Annotated in this window: 10 protein-coding genes; 5 read left to right on the top strand and 5 right to left on the bottom strand. The window is 64.5% G+C overall.

The window, feature by feature from the left end:
* On the bottom strand, positions 1–1134 hold the full coding sequence (locus tag AC1DPF_RS08810) for a hypothetical protein (RefSeq protein WP_477960781.1): 1134 nt from the start codon (positions 1132–1134) through the stop codon (positions 1–3).
* A 328-nt stretch (positions 1135–1462) separates the two neighbouring features.
* Here AC1DPF_RS08810 and AC1DPF_RS08805 point away from each other — a divergent pair, with 328 nt between their 5' ends.
* From AC1DPF_RS08805 to AC1DPF_RS08785, 5 genes are read left to right on the top strand one after another with little or no spacing between them, the layout of a single operon-like run.
* Positions 1463–4051: an AMP-binding protein gene (locus tag AC1DPF_RS08805; RefSeq protein WP_477960779.1), complete on the top strand. Its 2589-nt coding sequence runs from the start codon at positions 1463–1465 to the stop codon at positions 4049–4051.
* Positions 4052–4053: 2 nt separating this feature from the next.
* Complete coding sequence (locus AC1DPF_RS08800) at positions 4054–4200, top strand: hypothetical protein (RefSeq protein ID WP_477960777.1); 147 nt, start codon at positions 4054–4056, stop codon at positions 4198–4200.
* Between the two features lie 26 nt (positions 4201–4226).
* Positions 4227–5669, top strand: coding sequence for a lipopolysaccharide biosynthesis protein (locus AC1DPF_RS08795; RefSeq protein WP_477960775.1), 1443 nt, complete (start codon positions 4227–4229; stop codon positions 5667–5669).
* Positions 5653–6996 (top strand): glycoside hydrolase family 16 protein, encoded by a 1344-nt coding sequence (locus tag AC1DPF_RS08790; RefSeq protein ID WP_477960773.1) that lies wholly within the window; start codon positions 5653–5655, stop codon positions 6994–6996. The genes AC1DPF_RS08795 and AC1DPF_RS08790 overlap by 17 nt, the downstream gene beginning before the upstream one ends.
* The gene (locus AC1DPF_RS08785) at positions 6996–8159 is read left to right on the top strand and encodes a glycosyltransferase (protein WP_477960771.1); all 1164 of its coding nucleotides are present in this window, start codon (positions 6996–6998) and stop codon (positions 8157–8159) included. The genes AC1DPF_RS08790 and AC1DPF_RS08785 overlap by 1 nt, the downstream gene beginning before the upstream one ends.
* Here AC1DPF_RS08785 and AC1DPF_RS08780 read toward each other — a convergent pair.
* From AC1DPF_RS08780 to AC1DPF_RS08765, 4 genes are read right to left on the bottom strand one after another with little or no spacing between them, the layout of a single operon-like run.
* On the bottom strand, positions 8132–9337 hold the full coding sequence (locus AC1DPF_RS08780; RefSeq protein ID WP_477960769.1) for a glycosyltransferase family 4 protein: 1206 nt from the start codon (positions 9335–9337) through the stop codon (positions 8132–8134). The two genes, AC1DPF_RS08785 and AC1DPF_RS08780, sit on opposite strands and share 28 nt — an antisense overlap.
* Complete coding sequence (locus AC1DPF_RS08775) at positions 9334–10713, bottom strand: O-antigen ligase family protein (RefSeq protein ID WP_477960767.1); 1380 nt, start codon at positions 10711–10713, stop codon at positions 9334–9336. The genes AC1DPF_RS08780 and AC1DPF_RS08775 overlap by 4 nt, the downstream gene beginning before the upstream one ends.
* Positions 10710–11423 (bottom strand): hypothetical protein, encoded by a 714-nt coding sequence (locus AC1DPF_RS08770; protein ID WP_477960765.1) that lies wholly within the window; start codon positions 11421–11423, stop codon positions 10710–10712. The genes AC1DPF_RS08775 and AC1DPF_RS08770 overlap by 4 nt, the downstream gene beginning before the upstream one ends.
* Entirely contained in the window at positions 11407–13629 is a 2223-nt protein-coding gene (locus AC1DPF_RS08765; RefSeq protein ID WP_477960763.1) for a GumC family protein, read from the bottom strand. The genes AC1DPF_RS08770 and AC1DPF_RS08765 overlap by 17 nt, the downstream gene beginning before the upstream one ends.
* Position 13630 lies beyond the last annotated feature (1 nt).

Raw genomic sequence — 13630 nt, 5'->3', positions numbered from 1 at the left:
TCAGGCTGTGCGGAGCAGGCCGAGTTGCGGCAAGGCAGTCTCGAACAGCCAGTCGCCCAGCGCTTCACCCTCGCGGCGATGCCATGGTTCGTAGAAGTGGACGTGGTCGGCGGCCTTCTCGCCGCGCTTCTTGGCCTGTGCCTCGGTGATGACGCCCATGTTGCGGGTCGGCGTGCGATATTTTTCCGACAGCGCGGCAATCGCTTCGTAATAGGCCGCGTTGCGATAGGGCTTGCCGATGAAGACCGGCCTGGCGCCGGCATCCACGACCGCGTCGCCCCATGTCTCGCAGCGCTGCACGAAGCGGCCATATTCATCCTCGTCACCACCGCCGAACGTCGCGATGACGATATCGGGCTGGATGATCGGCAGCATCGCGATCGCGCTATAGCCGCCGAGCCGGGTCCAATATTTGTCGCCGGTATTCCAGGCACGCGCACCCACCGGCATGAACCGGATCTCGGTATTGGTCGACAGGAAGCACTCGGCACCGTGAAAGTTGACGCTGCCGCGGTTTTCACCGGCGCGTGTCGACAGGCGCAGCCGGTGGCGGCCGGGCGGCAGGCCCGAGACGACGACGCGCTGGACCTTGTCGTTGGAGAAGGCGAAGCTTTTGCTTTCGCCGTCGTCGATGGAATATTCGATATGATCCGCCGGATCGGCCGCCTCGCGACCGTCGGGGCTTTTCGGCGAGGGCTCCCGCCAGGGCCGGGAAATATAGAAGACGACGGTGTCTCCGGCCTGTTCGAAATGGATGCCATATTCGCCATCGACATCCGGGGCGAAACGCAGCGGATAGCCGCCCATCTGGCTATAGGCGCCGTTCACGGTCAGACCCTTCAATCCGTGGAGGCGCCTGTCATAACCGACCAGCGCATCGATGCTGAGATCGTTGTTCTGCTCGCCGAAATAGCCCTGTGTGTTGACGGTCAGGCCATGCGACTCGAGCCGTTTGCCGGCGATCATGACATAGCCCCGGTCGCGCGCTCCGTTCATGCCTTTGGGGCCAGTTCCGCACCAGCGCGCGGCTTCGCTGCTGGTGCCGGCCCATAATATGCGCGCGCTCTTCGTCAGAGGCTCGCGCTTGGAAAATGCCTCCAATGTCGATGGGAGTGCGACGCCCGCGCCGATCATGGCTGCGCCTCCAATAAGGGTTCTGCGGGAGATGGGATGAGACATGGGGCGGAAATGGCATTTCAGCCTGTTAATGACTAGTGAATAGAGTGGAGAGCCCAGAGAACAGCGTCTTTCCTGAGCCCCCAGAAAAGCGCGTGCAGCTGAATCGTGGTTCGACAGCGCGTTCTCACGGCGATTAGCCTGGAAGGCGGGGCCTGCCGGTCGGTTTTTGCGGCGGATCCTGTCGTTCGAGGCAAATGGTGCGTTGCACCATTATTATCTCCTTGTTAGTTTTACATAGGCAGCAGGGTCGAACCGTGTTTCGAGTCTGTCGGGGGAGATCAAGATGGAAAGTTACGCAACGCGGCTGGAGCGTTTTGGTGACGCGCCTGCGCTCGTCGACGAGGACGGTGCGGTCACCAGCTATGCCTCCTTGGCACGGCAGGCCGATGCCCTGGCCGCCGAGATCGGCACGACGCGCAAGCTGATCCTGCTCGAAGCGAAGAACAATGTTTCTTCGGTCGTCACGATCATGGCATGCCTGCGTGGCGGTCATCCGTTGATCATCGGCTCGGAGGCAGCGCGCGAGCGAATCGTCGCAGCGTTCGAGCCAGATCTCGTCATTGACAGCTGGGGCGTGCGCATCGAGCATGAGGGCAGCGCGTCCGAGCTTCACCCCGATCTGGCCATCATGCTTTCCACTTCGGGCTCCACTGGCGCCACCAAGCTGGTGCGGCTCTCGCACAAGGCTATCGACGCCAATGCGGCTTCGATTGTCGAATATCTCCGCATCGCTTCGGACGATCGCGCGCTTACGACGCTCCCTATCAGCTATTCCTATGGCCTCTCGGTGCTCAATTCGCACCTGTCGGCCGGCGCCTCCGTGGTTCTCACCGATCGTTCGGTGGTCGATAACGAGCTTTGGGCGCTGTTCGATTCGACCGGTTCCACCAGCATCGCCGGGGTGCCCTATACCTATGAGCTGCTCGAGGCGACGGGCTTCCGGGACCGCACGCACAAGAGCTTGCGGACGATGACCCAGGCCGGCGGGCGGCTCGCCCCCGAGATCATTGAAACCTATTTCCAATGGTCGCGCGACAGCGGCTCGCGCTTCTACACCATGTACGGCCAGACCGAGGCGACGGCGCGCATGGCCTATCTGCCGCCCGAGATGATGGAAGGTCATTTCGACTGCATCGGGGTTCCAATCCCCGGCGGCACCTTGCGCCTCGCCAATGAAGATGGCTCGCCGGTCGGTCCCGGCGAAACCGGCGAGATGATCTACACTGGCGACAATGTCATGATGGGCTATGCGACCGAGCGTGCCGATCTGGCCAAGGGCGCCGAGCTGACCGAGCTCAAGACCGGCGATCTCGCGAAGCAGGTTGACGGGGGCCTGTTCAAGGTGGTCGGCCGTTCATCGCGCTTCAGCAAGATCGCGGGCCTGCGCGTCGGTCTCGACGAGATCGAGCATATGCTGAAGGAAAACGGCATAGAGGCCGTCGTCGCCGGTGATGACACGCTCGTTTCGATCGGCGTGATCGACGAAGAGCATCTCGAGGCGGCCGAACGGGTGGTCGACATCCGCACCACGATCCCGCTGCGCTCGCGCATCGTTTTCGCACTCGGCGACACACCGCGCCTGCTCTCCGGCAAGGTCGATTATCCGGCGGTGCGCGCCGCGGGCCGCGCCGCGTTCGAAGCGGGTGAGCAGGTTCAACTCGGCGGCTCCGTCGGCAATGCCAGCGCCCTCGCGGCGGTTTTCGCGCGCGCCCTCAATCGTGCCGCGGTGAGCCCCAACGACAGCTTCCGATCGCTGGCCGGTGACTCGCTGGCCTATATCGAAGTCTCAATGGCCATCGAGCGCACCCTCGGCCATCTGCCGGACCATTGGGAATCGCTCACGATCGAGCAGATCGAGATGATGGCCGCCAGCGCGCCGCCGGTTTCGGGCAAGCGCCAGTTTCGCTCCGTCGCGAGCGAAATGCTCATCCGTCCGATTGCGATGACCACGATCATCCTCGGCCACACCGTCGAGCACAGCGACATGATCATGTGGAAGGGCGGGGCGCTTACCCTGCTGATGGCTGCGGGATACAACGCTGCCCGCTTCCAGCGCGATCAGATGATCTCGGACAAGCGTTGGGGCTTGCTGGTGAACTTCTTCATCCGCTTCCTCGTGCCTTATTACATCGTCATGCTCGTTTATGAGCTGTTCGCGGCGAACACCCATGCCGGGCTGCCGACGTTGCTGCTGGTGAATACCTACTTCAAGGACGACGCCTTCAAAAATTTCGGTCACGCCTGGTTTATCCAGGCATTGCTCCACCTGATCCTGATCATGATCACCCTGTTCGCCATCAAGCCCATTCGGAAGTTCGCGGTCGAGCAACCATGGAACTTCGCTCTTGTGCTGATCGGTGTCGCGGGCGTGGCGCGTTTCGGTACCACGGCGATCTTCCCCGCCGACATACTCGACCAGCATGGCCATCGCCTCGATCTGTGGGCCTATACATTCCCGATCGGCTGGGCGCTCGCATCGGCCGACACCGCGCGCAAGAAGCTGTTGCTGGTCGCTCTGGCGTTCGTCTTCACGGCGTTCGACAGGGGCGTGAACACAGCCACCTTCTATGTGCTGGCCGGTGCGGTGGTGCTGATGTTCGTTCCGCGAGTGACGGTCTGGTCGCCGATCGCCGAGTTCATGGCGCTGCTCGCCCAGGCGACCTACTATATCTATCTGGTCCACGGCATCGCCCGCCATCTCGTCGGCAAGCGGCTCGGCATCGAAAGCGTCCCGCTCAAGGTCGCGGGCGGCATCGCGCTCGGATTGCTGTTCTTTTTCTTCTGGCGCTGGGTGCTGGCGACCTTCTCGCGTCTAATGGCGCGCCTACGCCGCCAGGAAGCGCCATTGCAGGAAGCGGCGAGCGCCATTTGAGCATGAGCCCGGCAGCGCTGCGCGGAGCGATCATAACGACTATCGTTTTCGTCGCCGCCCTGCCGGCCGTGGATGATGCGTTGCACAAAATGTCCGATATGGTAGCAACCGTCGTAATCCGCACGGGCGATGGCGGCCGGGAGTCATGACGGCAATGGTCGACGGCCGGCGAGCTATGCGATCTGCATTCTGGACGTCGCTCGAGGCGGGCGGGCTGGCCCTGGTCTCGTTCATCACCCTGATCGCCTATACCCATTTGCTGTCGCCGGCGCAGATGGGCCTGTTCGCGGTGGCGCTCGCCGCGACGGAAATCATCGCGCTGGTCGTTACCCAGACCTTTCACGATGCGCTGGTCCAGCGGCCCAGCACCGACGATGCGGATTATGACAGCGCCTTCTCGGTGACGATGATCGTGAGCGTGCTGCTGAGCCTGTCAGCGGTCGCCGCCGGTCCATGGATCAGCCGGCAGCTGGCGAACCCGGATGCAGGCCCGGTAATGGCCTGGCTGGCCATGTCCTTCCCGCTCGCCGGCCTGTCGGCCACGATCATCGCGCGTCAGCGGCGCGAGCTGGCGTTCCGCAGCCTGGCGATGCGCTCGCTCGCCGGACGCCTGACCGGCGCAGTGGTGGGCGTTGGGGCGGCGCTGGCCGGCATGGGCGTGTGGAGCCTCGTCCTCCAGCAGCTGATCATGACCGGCATGGCGACCGCGGTGCTGTGGATCCTCGCCGAGCATCGGCCGCGCCTGCGCCTGCGGCTGGACCGGATTGGGGTGCTGATCCGCTTCGGCATCGGCTCGCTCGGCGCGCAGATGCTCAATTTCTCGCTCAAGCGGCTGTTCGTCGTGGTCGTCGGCACCTTCCTCGGCGCGACCGCTGCCGGCTATGTCAACGTCGCCTTCCGAACCATCGACACATTCTGGTCGCTTTCGGTCGGAGCCGTCCAGCAGGTTGCGCTGCCAATGCTGTCGCGGCTGCAGGATGATGAAGCACGCTTGCGCCGAGCCTATTTCGCTGCCGTGCGCCTGTCCTGCGCGATCCTTTATCCCTGCTTCATCGGCCTCGCGCTGGTCGCCGGCGAAGTGGTCCAGTTGCTGTTCGGGGCGAAATGGGCTCCGGCCGCGCCCTATCTCTCGGCGCTGGCATGCCTGACGATATTGCAGGTGCCGCGGATGTTCGTGACGCCGATGCTCGTCGCTCGCGGGCGGCCCTATGACGTGATGCCGGCCATAGCGGCCGAGATCGCGCTCATGTTCGCGCTGTTCATCGGTCTTGGCGTGCCTCATCCCGGCTGGGCGATCGGCATATGGATGCTCTGCGAGATCGTGCAGACGCCGTTCGCCGGAGCGATGCTCTGGCGGCGCACCGGGCTGACCCTGCTGGACCAGGCCAAGGGCATCGTGACGCCGCTGGCCTCGGTGCTGGTCATGGCCGCGGCCATCGTTGCCGTTCGCCACCTGATAGCGGATTCGCTGCCGCCTGCCGCTCGGCTATGCCTGTTCATCCTGCTCGGTGGCCTCAGCTATCCGCTGGCGCTCTCGTTGATCGATCGGCCACTGGTACGGGAAATCCTCGACCGCGTCGGCGGCGCCGTCCGGAAGGCCGATGCTGCGTCGGCTTGAGCTTCATGCGACGCTGCTGGTGCTGCTCGCCCTGCTGTTGCCGGCTGCGGCGCAGGCGGATGGCTGGCGACTGGTATTCGCGGACGAGTTCTCCGGCGACACGTTGGATCGCTCCACCTGGGCGACGCGCTATATCTATAGTTTCGAGACCACGGCCTATCTCGACACCGAAGTCCAGCGCTTCGTGGACAATGGCAATCACGTGGTGAAGGACGGCATATTGAGCCTGATCGCGCGGCCCAAGGCGAAGATGCCGGGCGGCGCCAAGTTCGAGTCCGGCATGATCCGTTCGCGGCGAGCCTTCTATTACGGCTATTTCGAAGCGCGGGTCTTCCTGCCCGCGGCGAAGGGAGTCTTCCCGGCCTTCTGGCTCAATCCCGACTATAATGCCGATGGCGAGACGCGCTGGCCGCCGGAGATAGACGGCTTCGAATATGTGCAGAACAAGAACGAAAATCCGAACATGATCCACTCGGCCGTGCGAACGTCCAAGGGTGCCCCGCAGGGCGGCGAATATCTGTACCGCAATCCCCGCTTCGCCGAGAAGCACGGCGTCTATCGCGCCGCCGCGCCGCTCAACAAAGGCTGGCAGACGATAGGGCTGCTGTGGAAACCGGACAGCGTGACATCCTATCTCAATGGCGAGAAGCTGTGGACGCGCCGCTTCCGCTGGGTCGACAAGTTCGGCGAGCTCGCGCCGCCGGCCCATGTCCTGCTGAACTTCGCGGTCGGCGGCGGCTGGGCGGGGGAAGGCGGCGTCGATACCGCCAGTTTCCCGCAGCAGTTCAAGATCGATTATGTCCGGGTGTGCCAGTTCGGCTCGGGCCGCGATGCGGGGCCGACCTGCGGCGGCAGTCCGTTCACGCCGAGCCTCGCGGAAGGGCGCTACAAGGCTCCGGGCGACATGCCGCGATCCTATCTGATCTTCGCCAAGGTCACGCCGTCGCGCGGCGGCCGCTTCAGCCTGCGCATGGGCCTGCAGGCGGCCCCGACGATCCGCGACCAATTCGTCAATCTCGTCGCGATGGACAAGCGTGGAAAATCTACCCTGATCGCCGGTTTCCGGCCATCGCAGCCCTCGTCGCGATGGAGCGGGCCGATCGACATGGTAGGACGCTTCTGTCCGCCGCCGAGCCTGAAGCAGGGCGACTATGATCTCTGGCTCGGCATCGGGTCGCCGGACGGAAAAGGCGACTGGCGCAACATACCGCTGACGGCCGCCGACAGCTTCGGCATCCGCAGCGGCCATTTGCGCTATCGCATTGGCACGATGGCTATCACGGGCGCGGCGCCGTCCAGCGGCCCCTGCAAGCGGGCGGAAAGCTGATGAAGATACTGATCTGTTGCGGCTTCTTCGAAAGCCAGCTGCCGACCTGGCGCGAATATAGCTATTCGGCCAATCTCGCCGGCATGGGCCATGACGTCACCCTGCTATGCGGGGACCAGAGCCAGATCTGGCGCCATAGCCGCGTGAAGCTGCCGGTGACCGACCCTGCACTGATGGACGACGCTTTCGTTCGCAAGACCGGGGTGACGCTGATCCGGCGTCATGTGTTCCTGCGGGTCAGCGACCTCGTGCTGTTCCTGCCGTCGATCCGCGCGATCCGCGCCGCCGACGTGGTCCATTGCATCGAGTTCCGCCAGGGCATCACGATGATCGTCGCGCTGCTCGCCTGGCTGATGGGCAAGCCGGTGGTGTACGACCATGAGCAGCGCGGCGATCGCGATGCCCGCTGGTACAGCCGAGTCGACAGCCGGTTTCGCCGGTTGTTGATCGGCATCGGTTCGGTGACGGTAAAGGCGGTGAGACATACCGTCCTGGCCAATCGCGACCATTGGCGCGCAACCAGCTGGAAGCGCGGCGTCCGCGAGATATTCGCGCCGCTGGGGGCGGACCCCGCGATATTCTACATGGCTGCCGGCGAACGGGCGGCAACGCGCCGCGAGCTCGGGCTGGCCGAAGGTGAGCGAACCGCGATCGTCTCGGGCAAGCTGCATGGCGAGAAGCGGATTCCCAGCGTGGTGAAGGCGTGCCGCGAAGCAGGCCTGCGGCTGATCCTGGTGGGATCGATGCCGGATGATGTGCGCCGGGAGATCGACGCCATGCCGGCAGGAAACGAGATACTGCTCGGCAATGTCGACACCGACGGGCTGCGGCGGCTGTATAATGCCGCCGATATCGTGATCTTCACCACCTTCACCTTGTCCTACTGGGAAGCGATGGCGACCGGATTGTTCCTGGTCGCTCCGCGAACCGGCTTCACCGAACTCGCAATCGGCGCGCAACGCAACGTGGCGTTGTTCGGGGAGCAATCGATGTTCGCGCTGTCCGACGAGCGCTATCACCCGCATGTCGATATCGCTCCGCTGCTTGCCGCGACGCTGAAGCGCGTCGATCTGCCGCCGCGCGAGGCCAATCTCGTCTACTCGGCGCCGGTGCAGACCGCGAAGCTTGCGGGACTTTACGAGGAGTTGGTCGCGGCGGCCTGATCCATCGCAGCCGTGACACCATATTCTGCAAAAATCGCGATCAACTGGTCGGTCATCGTGTCGACCGTGTAGCGTGCGAGTGCGCGCACACGGCCGGCTTCGCCCATCTCGCTCCAGCACGCACGGTCAGCCATCATCCGCTCAAGCCCGCGCGCGACGCTTGCCTCATCCATCGCGTCGAGCAGCCAGCCCGTCTTGCCATCGACCACGATATCCGCCGGACCGCCCAGGCGGTGCGCGATGACAGGGCGGCGAGCCAACATCGCCTCGACGACCGACAGGCCGAACGGCTCCGGATCGATCCGCGCGTTGGCGACGACATGCGAAGCCTTGAAATAAGGGGCAGGGCTGGCAACCGGCCCGATCATGTGCAGCCGGTGCGCCGCGCCGGCTGCCTCCGCGGTTGCGCGGAGCAGCGCGTCATAGGGCGATCCGAGGGGGCCGCCGCATAGGACAAGGTGGACATCTTCCAGGCCTCTCGCGGCGAGGAGGCCGCGCAGCAGTTCCAGCTGGCCCTTCTCTTCGGTGAGGCGTGCGATCACCGATAGCCGGATGGCGCCGGCGGGCACGATACCGTCGAGCGGATCGACGCCGTCGTCGCGATCGAACGGCGCGGGGTCGACGCCGAGATCGAACTGGGTCGCGCGCGCGGCGGCCCGCCCCAGCGTCATGCGGGTATAGCTGCTGTTGGCTACGGGGGTCATCCCGCTCCAGGCGAACGCAGCCTGATAGAGCCGTCGATTGAGATCGGCGGGATAGTGGCCGCTGACGATATTGGGCATCAGCCAGAAGACCGGCGTCTTCGTGCCGCGCACCGCGGCGGCGATCGGCAGCACGAGCCCATGTTCGCAGAAAATCATCGCGTCGAAGCGTTCGCGCCGCATAAAGCGCCGTAGCCGGCCGACAAAGCCGGCGCTTCCCTTCAGCAGCTTCGCATAGGCGCCGAACTTGGCGAGCCCCTCTGCGACGAAGCGGTGCGGGCGAGCAGGGTCGAGCTCGATCCGCATGCCCGGCAGTCGCGCCGCTCGATCACCATATTCACCTTCGCCGAGCAAATAGGTGGTGATCTGCCAGCCGCGCCGCCCGAAGCTCTCGGCGAGGCTCAGCAATTTGGTGGCGACGCCATAATTCTCCTCGCCCCGGACGACGATCAGCAGGCGCGGCGGGCGCGTGCTCATGCGCTTGCGGCAGCGTCCGCTGTCGACGAGCGCGCGCGGCGCGACGGGCTCCAGGCCTGGGCATTGCCCAGCCCAAGCAGCGCGGCGAACAAGCAGCCGATCGCCGGCATTTGCACGCTGAAGTCGAGGGTGGCGTGCGTCGCCACCAGCACGGCTCCGGCAAAGCCGACCGCCGGGATCACGCCATCCCGGTTCCTTTTATAGGCGCCGATCAGGCACAGCGCCGACAGCCATGCGACACTGAGTGTTAGCAGGAAGGTGGCGGGCATGCCAATCTCGACGGCAAGCTCCAGATAGGTGTCGTGCGCCATCGCAAACACCTTGTCCGAGGGCAGGCTGCCGTCGCGGTACATCGGCAGCACCGCGGCGAAGGAGCCATAGCCATGACCTGTAAGCGGCGCTCCCTGCACGGCTTGGGCAGCGAGCGTGAAGATCGGCATGCGGTCGTTGGACTCGGTATGGTCGATGCGCGCCATCACCCGATCCCCCGACCAGTTCAGAAGCACAATCAGGATTGCCAGGCCGACTCCCGAGCCGATCAGCCGGCTGCGCCGCGTGCCCATCGCCTTGCCGGTAACCACCAGCGTCATCAGGCCAGCCAGCGTCGCGATGAAGCCCATCCGCGAATGGCTCTGCAGCCAGGCCATGCCGTTGAGCAGCAGCAGGGTGATCAGCACGGTACCCTTGCCTTTGGCCGCCTCGATCGCCCGCGCCGGCCAGGCGAGGGTGGGATCGGACAATTGCCAGGCGCGGCGAACGGTCTGTATCAGCAGGCCGGCGGCCACCACCATGGCGAGGCCGGCATAGGTGGCATAGCTGTTATGGTTGACGAAGGTGCCTGTGACATCTTCGAGATAGGCGGTCCGCTTGTACCAGAGCAGATATTTGTTGCCGGCGATGAGGTTCACCAGGCCATAGACCGCGTAAGCGCTGGCTGCATAAACGAAGGCGCGCAACAGCAGATAGGCGCGGTCCCGGTCGCGGCCATATTGAAATGCCAGCCAGAATGCGCCGCCAAAGCTCAGCAGCCGGATGAGCGCGATCTCGCTCAACTGGGGCGCGACGCTCATCGATCCGGACAGCGGCTCGCCAAGCGCCGAGGCGGCGAGTTCCCAGACCGGATGGGCGGGGCTGAGCGGGCTGATCTGGAAGATGATCCACAGCACCACCGCGACGAACATCGCGACGGGCGGCCAAAGCGCATTGCGCCACTCGACGGTCGCTCCGCTCTTGAGCACGCTTGCCGACCAGCCGATCACAAGCGCGGCGATGACGACGCCGGCGGCGCTCCAGGTCCATGGATTATAGCTGCCCAGCGGAAGCGGGAGAAGGACGATGAGCCCGACGAAGATCGGCCAAATGAAGCGGCCCATCATGGCAGCCCCATCTTGCGGCGATATTTCCAGCGATCCTTCCGCAGCATCATCCGATAGGCCTTGTTGAACGCCGGCCCATGTTCCGTATCGCGCCACAGCACCGCCTGGATGAAGGGCGCACCTCCGGATTTATGAGCGATCCGCGCCAGCTCGTCGGTGCTGGCATCGGCGGACAGGTGCACCTGGTCGACCAGCATTTCGACCAGCACCGGATCCTTGATGGGGAATAGCCGTACCGCCAGGAATATGCGGCTGTTGACGAGATTGGGCGCATAGCGGCCGGTCAGCACCGACATTTCCCAGGCTTTCAGCGCACCTGCGCGGTCTCCGCGGCCAAAACGAAGAACAGCGAGCCGGTTCCAGTTATAGGCGGAGGCGGGCGCCGCAGCGAGCGAGAGGCGAACCTCCTTTTCGAGGTCAAAGCCCGTTCCGGCCCGTTCCGGCGCGGGCATGGCGAACAAGGCCGCGGCGACATTGGCCCGATACCGGCCAGAGTCGAACAAGGCGGCGGCCCGTTTGTTGGCGGCGGCGGCGGCGGTCAGCGCGGCGGTCGCCGGGCGCTTCTTGCGAAGCAGGCGGACCGCCTCGAGCGTGTCGTTATGCGACAGCGTCATCGTGCTGGCGATCAGCGAGGGGATTGCAAGACCGGCCAGCAGGACAGCCAGGACTGCCGCGATGGCGACAGCCGCGAGGCTACTCCTTGGTGCCATAATAGGCGGCATAGCGCGAATAATGGTAGCCATAGTCGCCATAGCCATATCCTGCCTGCTGCGAGAAGTGGACGCGGCTCAGGATCGAGCCGACCAGCGGCGCATCGACCCGGCGAATCTGCTTGATGACATTCTGGATGACCGGCACCGGCGTACTGCCCCAGCGGACGACCAGGATCATCTTGTCGACCAGCGATGCGACGATCTGACTGTCGGTCATGGGCACGAATGGCGGCGTGTCGAGGACGATCATGTCGTAATTCGCGCGCAGCGAGGCGATGAGGCGCTGCATATTGTCCGAGCGGAGCAGATCCGGCGGATTGACGACGCCGCGGCCGGCCGTGAGTACGTCGAGATTGGTGAGCGGATCCTTGCGGATCGCCATTTCCAAGGTGGTCTCGCCGCTCAGCACCTTGATCAGGCCGTCCTCATTCTCGATGCCGAGGGCTGAATGGACGCGCGGATGCCGCATGTCGGCATCGATGATGATCGTGCGATCGCCCGACTGCGCCGATACTCGCGCGAGCCCGACGCTGACGAAGGTCTTGCCTTCGGCGGGCACGGACGAGGACAGCATGATGACCTTGGGCGGATTGTCGACATCGGAAAGCGCGATCCCGCTGCGCAATGTGCGCAACGCCTCCGCGACCATCGACTGCGGACGCTCGACCACGACCTCCTCGGGACGGTCGAATTCGCCGCTGACAACCGGCAGGTGAGCCAGTGTCGCGCCGCCGCCCATCGCCTCGAGCATTTCCGAACCGCGCACCGTGTTGTCGAGCTTCTCGAGAAGCAGCGCGATGAGCGTGCCGAGCAGCAGCCCGGCCAGCAGCGAGGCGCCGATCGTCGCGTTCACCTTGGGCGAACTGGCGACCAGCGGAATTACGGCCGGCGCGACCAGCCTTGCGTCGGCGGTCTGGACGTCGACATTCTGCTGGGTTTCCTTGAGGCGATTGAGGAAGACCTCATAGACGCCCTTATTGGCATCCGACTGGCGCTGCAGATCGCGCAGCCGCACCTCGGCCTCGCCACCGCGGTTCACCCGGCCTTCCAGGCCCGCCAAGCTGCCGGCCAAGGCGTTTTCACGGGCACGCGCCACGGCGACGTCATTTGCCGTCGATGCCGCCAGCTTGCGGACTTCGTCCTTGATCTTGGCGCGCAGGTCGCGGAGTTCGGCATTGGCGTTGATGATGCGCGGATGGTTCGCGCCATAGGTGGACTGCAGCTGGGCGAGATTGCGCATGACCTCGCTCTCCTGCTCGCGCAGGCGCATGATCAGGGTCGAGCCGAGGACCAGCCCCGACGATTCGATATCGTTGGTATCGCCATTCGAGGTCAGGGCCCGGATCTGGCCGAGCTGGGCTTCCTTGGCTGCGCGTTCGCTACGGGCGACGATCAGCTGCGAATTGAGCTCGGCCAATTGCTGCGTGTCGATGGTGGCGCCTTCGCGCGCGCCGGTCAGCCCGCTGGCGCCGCGGTAGATTTCAGCTGCGCGATCGGACTGCAGCGCTTCGCTGCGGAGCTGCTCGACGCGCTCCTGCAGGTAAGCGGAGGCGCGGCGGGTCGCTTCGAACTTCGTCTCGATCCCGTCGCGGATGTAAAGATCGGCGAGAGCGTTCGCCATCGCAGTGGCCTTCATCGGATCTTCCGACGTGGCGGCGATGGTGATGATGTAGGATTTGTCCTCGGGCTGGATCGAGAAGGCCTTGCTGACCTTGGAGATCAGCGCTGCACGGCGCTCGGCGACCTTGCGCGGCGAGAGCTTGCCTTCGGGCTCGGAGCTGCTGCCAAACCATGTCAGCGGATTGAAGATCGTGAAGCTTGGCTTGCCCGTGCGGATGGCACGCGGATTGAACTCGGGATCCTGTTCCAGCTTCATCCGGTCGATGAGCTGATTGAACAGCTTGGGCGAGCGGATGATGGCCGCCTGGGTCTCCATCTCCTGCTGGTTCGGGGCGAGGTCACCCGTGACGTCGCGGACGTTGACGACCTGCGCTTTCTGCGCGTCCACGGCGACCGACGACTCCGATGTGTATAGCGGAGTCGCCTGAAGCACGACCAATGTCCCGATCAGCCCCACCGCGAGCGTGGTGCCGACGATATAGATCCACCGCCTCCGCAGGAACCTTAGAACGTCGGCAATGCTCTGCTCGGCGATTTGCGAGACCGTGGCGGGCTGCGCAAGATAATTGGGGGACTGGGCCATT

The sequence above is a fragment of the Rhizorhabdus sp. P4_G6 genome, assembly GCF_056401045.1.
This window is presented reverse-complemented; position numbering and strand designations above follow the sequence as displayed.

Coding starts and splice junctions, on each gene's coding strand:
- AC1DPF_RS08810 (WP_477960781.1), bottom strand. CDS start 1,134: ATGATCGGCGCGGGCGTCGCACTCCCATCGACATTGGAGGCATTTTCC.
- AC1DPF_RS08805 (WP_477960779.1), top strand. CDS start 1,463: ATGGAAAGTTACGCAACGCGGCTGGAGCGTTTTGGTGACGCGCCTGCG.
- AC1DPF_RS08800 (WP_477960777.1), top strand. CDS start 4,054: ATGAGCCCGGCAGCGCTGCGCGGAGCGATCATAACGACTATCGTTTTC.
- AC1DPF_RS08795 (WP_477960775.1), top strand. CDS start 4,227: ATGCGATCTGCATTCTGGACGTCGCTCGAGGCGGGCGGGCTGGCCCTG.
- AC1DPF_RS08790 (WP_477960773.1), top strand. CDS start 5,653: ATGCTGCGTCGGCTTGAGCTTCATGCGACGCTGCTGGTGCTGCTCGCC.
- AC1DPF_RS08785 (WP_477960771.1), top strand. CDS start 6,996: ATGAAGATACTGATCTGTTGCGGCTTCTTCGAAAGCCAGCTGCCGACC.
- AC1DPF_RS08780 (WP_477960769.1), bottom strand. CDS start 9,337: ATGAGCACGCGCCCGCCGCGCCTGCTGATCGTCGTCCGGGGCGAGGAG.
- AC1DPF_RS08775 (WP_477960767.1), bottom strand. CDS start 10,713: ATGATGGGCCGCTTCATTTGGCCGATCTTCGTCGGGCTCATCGTCCTT.
- AC1DPF_RS08770 (WP_477960765.1), bottom strand. CDS start 11,423: ATGGCACCAAGGAGTAGCCTCGCGGCTGTCGCCATCGCGGCAGTCCTG.
- AC1DPF_RS08765 (WP_477960763.1), bottom strand. CDS start 13,629: ATGGCCCAGTCCCCCAATTATCTTGCGCAGCCCGCCACGGTCTCGCAA.